Genomic DNA, 7106 nt, shown 5'->3' on the forward strand with positions numbered 1-7106 from the left:
TATTTCATTTCCACTATTGCTAGGAATTCGATCGCTATTCAATGCTTGTTCTTGATACCTGCGAAACTCCATTATTTACTCCTTGAAGTTTGATTTTGATTTAGCTTGGCTAGCCGCTTGAGTTATTCTGTATTTCTGTATTCTTTAACAGCTTTATTGATTTCCCATTTTGGTGGATACCAGTAATCAATTGGTTCTCCACGAGCTGAATACTTTTGTTTTATACGAGTTCGACCTGATATTCCGGAAATTTCTGGATGCCTAATCCGAGAATACTTATCGACTTCACAAAATAGATTTTGGCAATCGATTAACTGCAATGGTCGTCCAAATAGGGACTGAAAATCAAGACCTAATCGCTCGAACTCTGATTTTTGAAGTTCCGCCATGAACTTGATTATTTCTGGCTCATTTAGACCACCCAGATCTGCAAAACATTTCCGAATACCATCAAGCGCACCCGGACCAGGAACTACGAAACTCATTTCATCGAAATTCGTAATTTCGCTGTAATTGACATCTGTTATAAACTGGTATGCCAGAAAGTCACCGATAGTAGGATATTCACGCAAGAGGTCAAATCCTCTGTGCATATTTGCTGCATCTGTGAGTTTCTTTGGCAGTTCATCAAGCATCATCCGCTCAATCAACTTGAGATGGTTACGGTGTTTTCTTGTATGACCAAGTATTTTTCCTCCTGAAGGCATGATGTAGGCGGCTGAATAGATTCTTTGACTGTTTTCTATGGCTTCGGTAAGAATTTTGTCATAGCGTTTAAAAGAATAGTCGGCGTAGATAATATTGCCAAGTTTATTTTCTAAAAGTTGCCATGTTTCAATCTTATTGAAAATCTTAAACAGAATAATTCTGAAAAATACTTCATCGGGAGTTTGAGGGATATCGTCGCGGTAGATAACATAACGGATCAGGTATTGGCTGGTGCGATCTGATGCTCGGTAGGCATTGGTAAATTTGAAGGTAGAAAGGATTGGATCGTTAGTCCAAGGCATTGGTTTACCCACGAACTTTTTGAAAAAAATATTCTGCCTTTCTGCGGCGAAACGCCAGTAGGTATCAAAAACCACGGTGGGTTTTGCAGGCAGAATGTGGGAGTATGCAGCAATATCTATACTGTCATTTATTTTGGGTTTACCATAGTTACCTAAGTCAAGACTTAGTTGTTCATCAATAGGTTTGTTTTGGTGATCGCTTTTCAATTTTCCCCGCGTTGGTTGTTTAGCTGCCATACTATGTTCCGTCCGTTGCTGGCGTCCGTTGCTGGTTAGTCTGTCTTTGAAGACAGTGCTTCTCGACAAGCCTCCTTGACTGGAGCGAGAGTATCTGAAGTCTTGGTAATGTTATCCAGTTTAGCTACACCAACAAAGCAATTCATACGGCTAAACGTTAGTTCCATTTCGTGAGCCATAAAATCCCCCAGTCTGCATAACCCTAAGTAGTTACCATAGGCTTTATTGAATAGCTGCTGGGTAGCATAAAAAGCATTCATGGTAAGCGTTTTTCCCTGTGGAACAAAGCTAACATGTTGCAGACAGGGAAACGGAAGCTGAGCGTCACTAACATGATCTCTCCGAGGATCAAAAATTGATGCCTGAAACATCGATCTCCTAACCCATTTGCGTTTCTGATATTCAGAAATAATGAACTCAAGTTGGTTTATTTTAGGTGGATTATCAGAATCAAAGGCAATAAGTCTTTCAAAGTAAAGACCACGGCTATTTTTCTTTTTACAATGTTTTATTGCCTTAGCCCTGGGAAGAAAATTGAGATACCGTTCAAACAATTCATGACGTTGGTACTTAGACTTATCGGCTCTGCTTCTCGGAGATAGATACCCTCCATACTGATGTCAACAAACTTGACCCTCACATTGAGCTTATCGCACAAGCCGTAAATGCAGAGTGGGCTTTTGTTGTCAAAACCTGCATTCCTCCGCACATCGATGGCTTGTTGCTGGGCTTGTTGTGCCAACACCTTTCTCTGATTTCTCAAAGTCTGATTCCTCAAAGTACTTCTCCCCCTCTACGCATCGAAGCAAGTATTGTTAAAAGTCGATCAAGGTCATCTGGCTTAAGCTTTCGGAGTTCTCTAGCGGCAAGCTGAATCTTGTCGTCATGGATATCAAGCTTGTCCGCACCTTCCCCAAGTAACCATGACACACTTACGTCATAAATTTCAGCCAGCTTCGTGATCTCATCAGCAGAAACCTTTCTATTTCCAGCTTCCGCTTCCGTAATTGAAGGGCGATGAAGACCAAGCATCTTAGCCACTTGAGCTTGGGAAAGTCCCGCCATCTTGCGAGCTTCACGCAAGCGGGCTGCAATAATTGACCTCTTCTGTTCTTGATGACTCATACCTAAGTCTCTCCTGTGTTGACAATCTTACAGACTACATCAACGGACTGATCAATGGTGAGCGACTGCTTACCGTCCTGTGAAAGACCTATTTTGTGAATCTGGTTACTGGGAATCTCCACTTTGAGCTTGTCAGCTAGCATATTAATCGCCTCAATACACAGGAGACTATCAAACCCTTCCAGGTCAGTCATGGGACAGGTTTTTCCTGAGATTGGTGTTTCTCCATAGCCGCTATCTGTCTGGATTTCTGTGAGTACCTCTATAAATTGTTCTTTTACATCCTCTGGATTCATGATAAGGACTTGTCTATTACCTATAGTAAGATTATCTTACCAAATTAAAGATGAACTGCCTACCTCAGTCAGGCAAGCAAAAACATCGTAGAGACGTTCTGGCGGTTCCGCAAAACCCTTCCTACGGGGTCTGTCTTTACAAATTGAAGTACAAGGTAGCTATACTACCAGGCTTGGTATTATAGCTCCCACACCCAAAAAGGCTCCCTAGAAACAGAGAGCCTTTCTGATTGTAGGACACGGCAGTGCCGTGCCTCTACGAAATTACTATCCCTAAAGCGCCTTAGCCTTAGCCACGATATTATCCACCGTGTAGCCAAACTTTTCTAAAGCAACGCCACCAGGAGCCGATGCGCCAAAGCGATCAATACTAATCGTGTCACCTTCAGTGCCAACATAGCGACACCAGCCAAAGCTAGAACCCGCTTCTACCGCTAACCGCTTGGTTACGGCTTTAGGTAATACAGATTCGCGATAGCTTTCATCCTGTTCCTCAAACAGTTCCCAACTTGGCATGGAAACTACGCGGACTTTCTTGCCGTCACCCCGGAGTTTTTCCGCGGCATCAACACAGATGTGAACTTCCGAACCTGTACCAATTAAGATGATATCGGGTGTGCCATCGCTATCCGATAGGATGTAAGCACCTTGAGCGACAGCATCAATCGAACTTCCCTCTAGATTAGGTAGCCCTTGGCGAGACAGTGCTAATAGACTGGGTGTTGCTAAACCCTGGGCAGGTTTTGCCTTCTCAACCGCTACCTTGTAGGCACCAGAGGTTTCATTGCCATCCGCCGGACGAATGACGATTAAGTCGGGAATCGCTCGCAGGGTAGGAATATGCTCAATTGGTTGGTGCGTAGGACCATCTTCTCCTAATGCCACGGAGTCATGGGTCATCACCCAGATTACCCCAGCATGGGATAGGGCAGACAGGCGAATTGATGCCCGCATGTAGTCGGTGAAGACTAAGAATGTGGCACCATAGGGAATCAAGCCAGACTTATGCAGGGCAATCCCATTACAAATCGCTCCCATACCATGTTCGCGAACCCCAAAGCGGAGGTTGCGATTTTCATAGGCACCTTTTTGGAAATCCTTGGAGGATTTGAGTAAGGTTTTGTTGGAAGGGGCTAAGTCAGCCGAACCGCCAATCAGTTCCGGTAATACCCCAGCCATAGCGTTGAGGGTTGCGCCCGATTGATTCCGAGTGGCATCTTTTTTATCCTGGGGTGTGTAGGTGGGTAGGGCTTTGTCCCAGCCTTCGGGCAGCTTACCGCTGGTCATCCGTTCTAATACGGCAGCTTCTTCTGCGTATTCGGTTTTATAACGGGTGAAGAGTTTGTTCCACTCTTGTTCGTACTCAGCACCGCGATCAACTGCCTTGCGGAAATGCTTCAGGGCGTCTTCGGGTATCTCAAATTCGGAATACTTCCAATCCAGATGTTCACGAGTGGCTTTCACTTCATCAGCACCTAAAGCCGCACCATGGACGCCGTGGGTATTGGCTTTATTGGGTGAACCGAAACCAATGGTGGTGGTGACTTTAATTAGAGAGGGCTTATCGGTAACCGCTTTAGCCGCTTCAATTGCTTTGTGAATCGCGTCCAAGTTGGTGTTACCATCGGGAACATGCTGGACGTGCCAACCATAAGCTTCAAAACGCTTGCCCACGTCTTCTGTAAAGGCAAGGTCGGTGGAACCGTCAATGGAGATATGGTTATCGTCGTAGAGGGCAATCAGTTTGCCCAGTCCCAGGTGTCCGGCGACAGAACAGGCTTCTCCAGATACGCCTTCCATATTGCAACCATCACCTAAAATGACATAGGTGTAGTGGTCGATAATTTGGCAATCGGGTTTATTAAATTGGGCGGCTAAATGTGCCTCTGCGATCGCTAACCCGACACCGTTGGCGATCCCTTGTCCCAATGGTCCAGTGGTGACTTCCACTCCTTGAGTCATGAAGTTTTCCGGATGACCAGGAGTTTTGGATTCCCACTGACGGAACTGCTTGAGATCATCAAGGGTGATGTCATCATAGCCGGTCAGATAGAGCAAGGCATACTGTAACATACAGCCATGACCCGCTGACAAAACAAAGCGATCGCGGTTCAACCAGTTAGGATTTTTCGGGTTGTACCGCATCAGCCGATCCCACAGCACAAACGCCATCGGTGCTGCGCCCATTGGCAATCCGGGATGACCGGAATTGGCTTTCTCTACGGCGTCTATCGCCAGAAAGCGAATGGAATTAATGCAAAGTTCTTCGAGAGATTGGGTGGCAACGACCATAGGTGTTATCTAATGACTCCAGGAAACTAGGGTTTAACGCAAAATTTTTTCCGTAAAGCGAGGATTACTCTTTCCCCAAGGATACACTGATCATCCCATTAGGGGGATCGATGATCAAGACTCCTTGGTATAAGCTTGGCTAAAATTTGGCGATTGGATAGAGACAAGTCGTTCTGTATCCGTTCATACAGTTTTATCGCTCTTGTGTCACTTTCGGAAGAGCGAAGGCTGAAACCCTGATGGAGTCGATATGATCTAGTGGGGCACGGCAATGCCGTACCCCTACGCAACCTGTCCAAATTAATGGAGGCGTTGAAATCGCGATCGCTTGATCGCCAAGACAACGCCACTACTAACCTTAAGCTGATTTGTACTTCTTGAACACCAATGTGACATTATGACCGCCAAAGCCAAAGGAATTCGATAGCGCCACATCTACGGTTTGCTGACGGCTTTGATTCGGCACATAATCTAAGTCGCAGTCTGGATCGGGATTTTCTAAATTAATCGTCGGCGGAATTTGATCATGGGCTACCGCCAAGACAGAGGCGACGGATTCAATACCCCCAGAACCCCCTAACAAATGACCCGTCATCGATTTGGTGGAACTCACGGCAATCTTATAGGCATGATCGCCTAAGACTTTTTTAATCGCCGTCGTTTCTGTGGGATCATTAACGGGTGTACTCGTTCCATGAGCATTAATATAGCTGACATCTTCAGGCTGCAATCCGGCATCTTTGAGTGCCAACTGCATTGCCCGGATTGCCCCTTCCCCACCGGGTACGGGTGAGGTCATATGATAGGCATCACAGGTCATGCCATACCCCACCATTTCGGCATAAATACGCGCCCCTCGACTCAAGGCGTGTTCTAGTTCTTCTAGGATTAAAATGCCTGCCCCTTCACCCATAACAAAACCATCGCGATCGCGATCAAAGGGACGACAGGCATGTTCCGGATCATCATTGCGGGTAGACAGGGCTTTTGCCGAAGCAAATCCCGCCACGGATAACGGTGTCACCGCTGCTTCCGTTCCCCCACAAATCATCGCCTGGGCATACCCCCGTTGAATCAAGCGAAAGGCATCGCCCACCCCATGGGCGCCAGAGGCACAGGCGCTGACGGTACAAGTATTCGGTCCCTTTGCCCCGGTATGAATTGCCGTAAGTCCGGCTGCCATATTGGCAATCATCATCGGAATCATAAACGGACTACAGCGATCGGGACCACGACTCAAGTAGACCTCTTGTTGGTCTTCCATGACTTTAATCCCGCCAACCCCGGTGCCAATGACAACGCCCACCTGTTCTGCGTTCAATTCATTAATGACAAACTTCGCATCCGCGATCGCTTGTTTGCTAGCCGCGACTCCAAATTGGGCAAAGCGATCCATCCGCTTAGCTTCTTTGCGATCCATATAATCATGGGGATTAAACCCCGTGACTTCGCCCGCTATCCGACAAGCATGACGGGAGGGATCAAACCGGGTAATTGTACTAATCCCATTACGCCCACTTAAAAGTCCGTCCCAATACTCCGCCAAAGTATTGCCGATGGGAGTGATCGCGCCTAAACCTGTAATAACAACGCGCTTGAGTTCAATGTTTGTCATGATGCCAATAAAACAGGGAAACTGCCTGAGAACGCAGAACTTTTTTCAAGAAGACAACCGCTGATTAAGCCGCCGCCTCTGTTTTTGAGCTGATATAGTCCACAGCCGCTTGGACTGTGGCAATCTGTTCGGCGGCTTCGTCTGGAATCTCGATATCGAACTCTTCCTCTAAAGCCATAACCAATTCCACCACGTCCAGGGAGTCGGCGTTGAGATCATTGGCAAAGTTAGCTTTAGGGGTTACGTCACCGGGTTCAACTTCCAGTTGTTCGGCAACTATTTTTTTGACTCTATCGAAAATTTCTTGGTTCATTTACTTGTATACCTCAACCGACTTGCTAGAACGTTATCAAGTTATGTTACTTGGTTCCTTTGCATTTTCTCATCTTATCCGAAAGGGGGATCATCAAACCCATCGGTAGTCGCTTCTCCAACTGGCATCCAGTTGGGCTACTCATCATATCATGTTCATGGTTCATGGTTCATGGTTCATGGTTCATACGATGCCAGACTTACTCCATCAACCGCATG

At 46.4% G+C, this 7106-nt stretch carries 7 protein-coding genes; all 7 read right to left on the bottom strand.

From position 1 onward, the window contains the following. Positions 1-122 precede the first annotated feature (122 nt). The 7 genes from ACLFWI_RS23425 to acpP all read right to left on the bottom strand — a co-directional run bounded on the left by ACLFWI_RS23425 (position 123) and on the right by acpP (position 6888). Entirely contained in the window at positions 123-1247 is a 1125-nt protein-coding gene (locus ACLFWI_RS23425; protein WP_446414928.1) for a nucleotide kinase domain-containing protein, read from the bottom strand. A 35-nt stretch (positions 1248-1282) separates the two neighbouring features. Next, positions 1283-1801, bottom strand: coding sequence for a hypothetical protein (locus tag ACLFWI_RS23430; protein WP_446414929.1), 519 nt, complete (start codon positions 1799-1801; stop codon positions 1283-1285). A 220-nt stretch (positions 1802-2021) separates the two neighbouring features. After that, positions 2022-2372 carry a helix-turn-helix domain-containing protein gene (locus ACLFWI_RS23435; RefSeq protein WP_446352138.1) on the bottom strand — a complete coding sequence of 117 codons (351 nt, stop codon included), beginning with the start codon at positions 2370-2372 and terminating at the stop codon, positions 2022-2024. A 2-nt stretch (positions 2373-2374) separates the two neighbouring features. Beyond that, positions 2375-2668, bottom strand: coding sequence for a hypothetical protein (locus ACLFWI_RS23440; RefSeq protein ID WP_446414930.1), 294 nt, complete (start codon positions 2666-2668; stop codon positions 2375-2377). A 273-nt stretch (positions 2669-2941) separates the two neighbouring features. Continuing rightward, a complete protein-coding gene (tkt, locus tag ACLFWI_RS23445; RefSeq protein ID WP_446414931.1) occupies positions 2942-4960 on the bottom strand; it encodes a transketolase in 2019 nt (672 codons plus the stop codon). A 358-nt stretch (positions 4961-5318) separates the two neighbouring features. Continuing rightward, positions 5319-6575, bottom strand: a complete 1257-nt coding sequence (gene fabF, locus ACLFWI_RS23450) for a beta-ketoacyl-ACP synthase II (RefSeq protein WP_446414932.1) — start codon at positions 6573-6575, stop codon at positions 5319-5321. A 64-nt stretch (positions 6576-6639) separates the two neighbouring features. Further along, positions 6640-6888 (bottom strand): acyl carrier protein, encoded by a 249-nt coding sequence (acpP, locus tag ACLFWI_RS23455; RefSeq protein WP_446414933.1) that lies wholly within the window; start codon positions 6886-6888, stop codon positions 6640-6642. Between the last annotated feature and the right edge of the window lie 218 nt (positions 6889-7106).

Source organism: Coleofasciculus sp. (genome assembly GCF_046539235.1).
Classification (GTDB): domain Bacteria; phylum Cyanobacteriota; class Cyanobacteriia; order Cyanobacteriales; family Coleofasciculaceae; genus Coleofasciculus.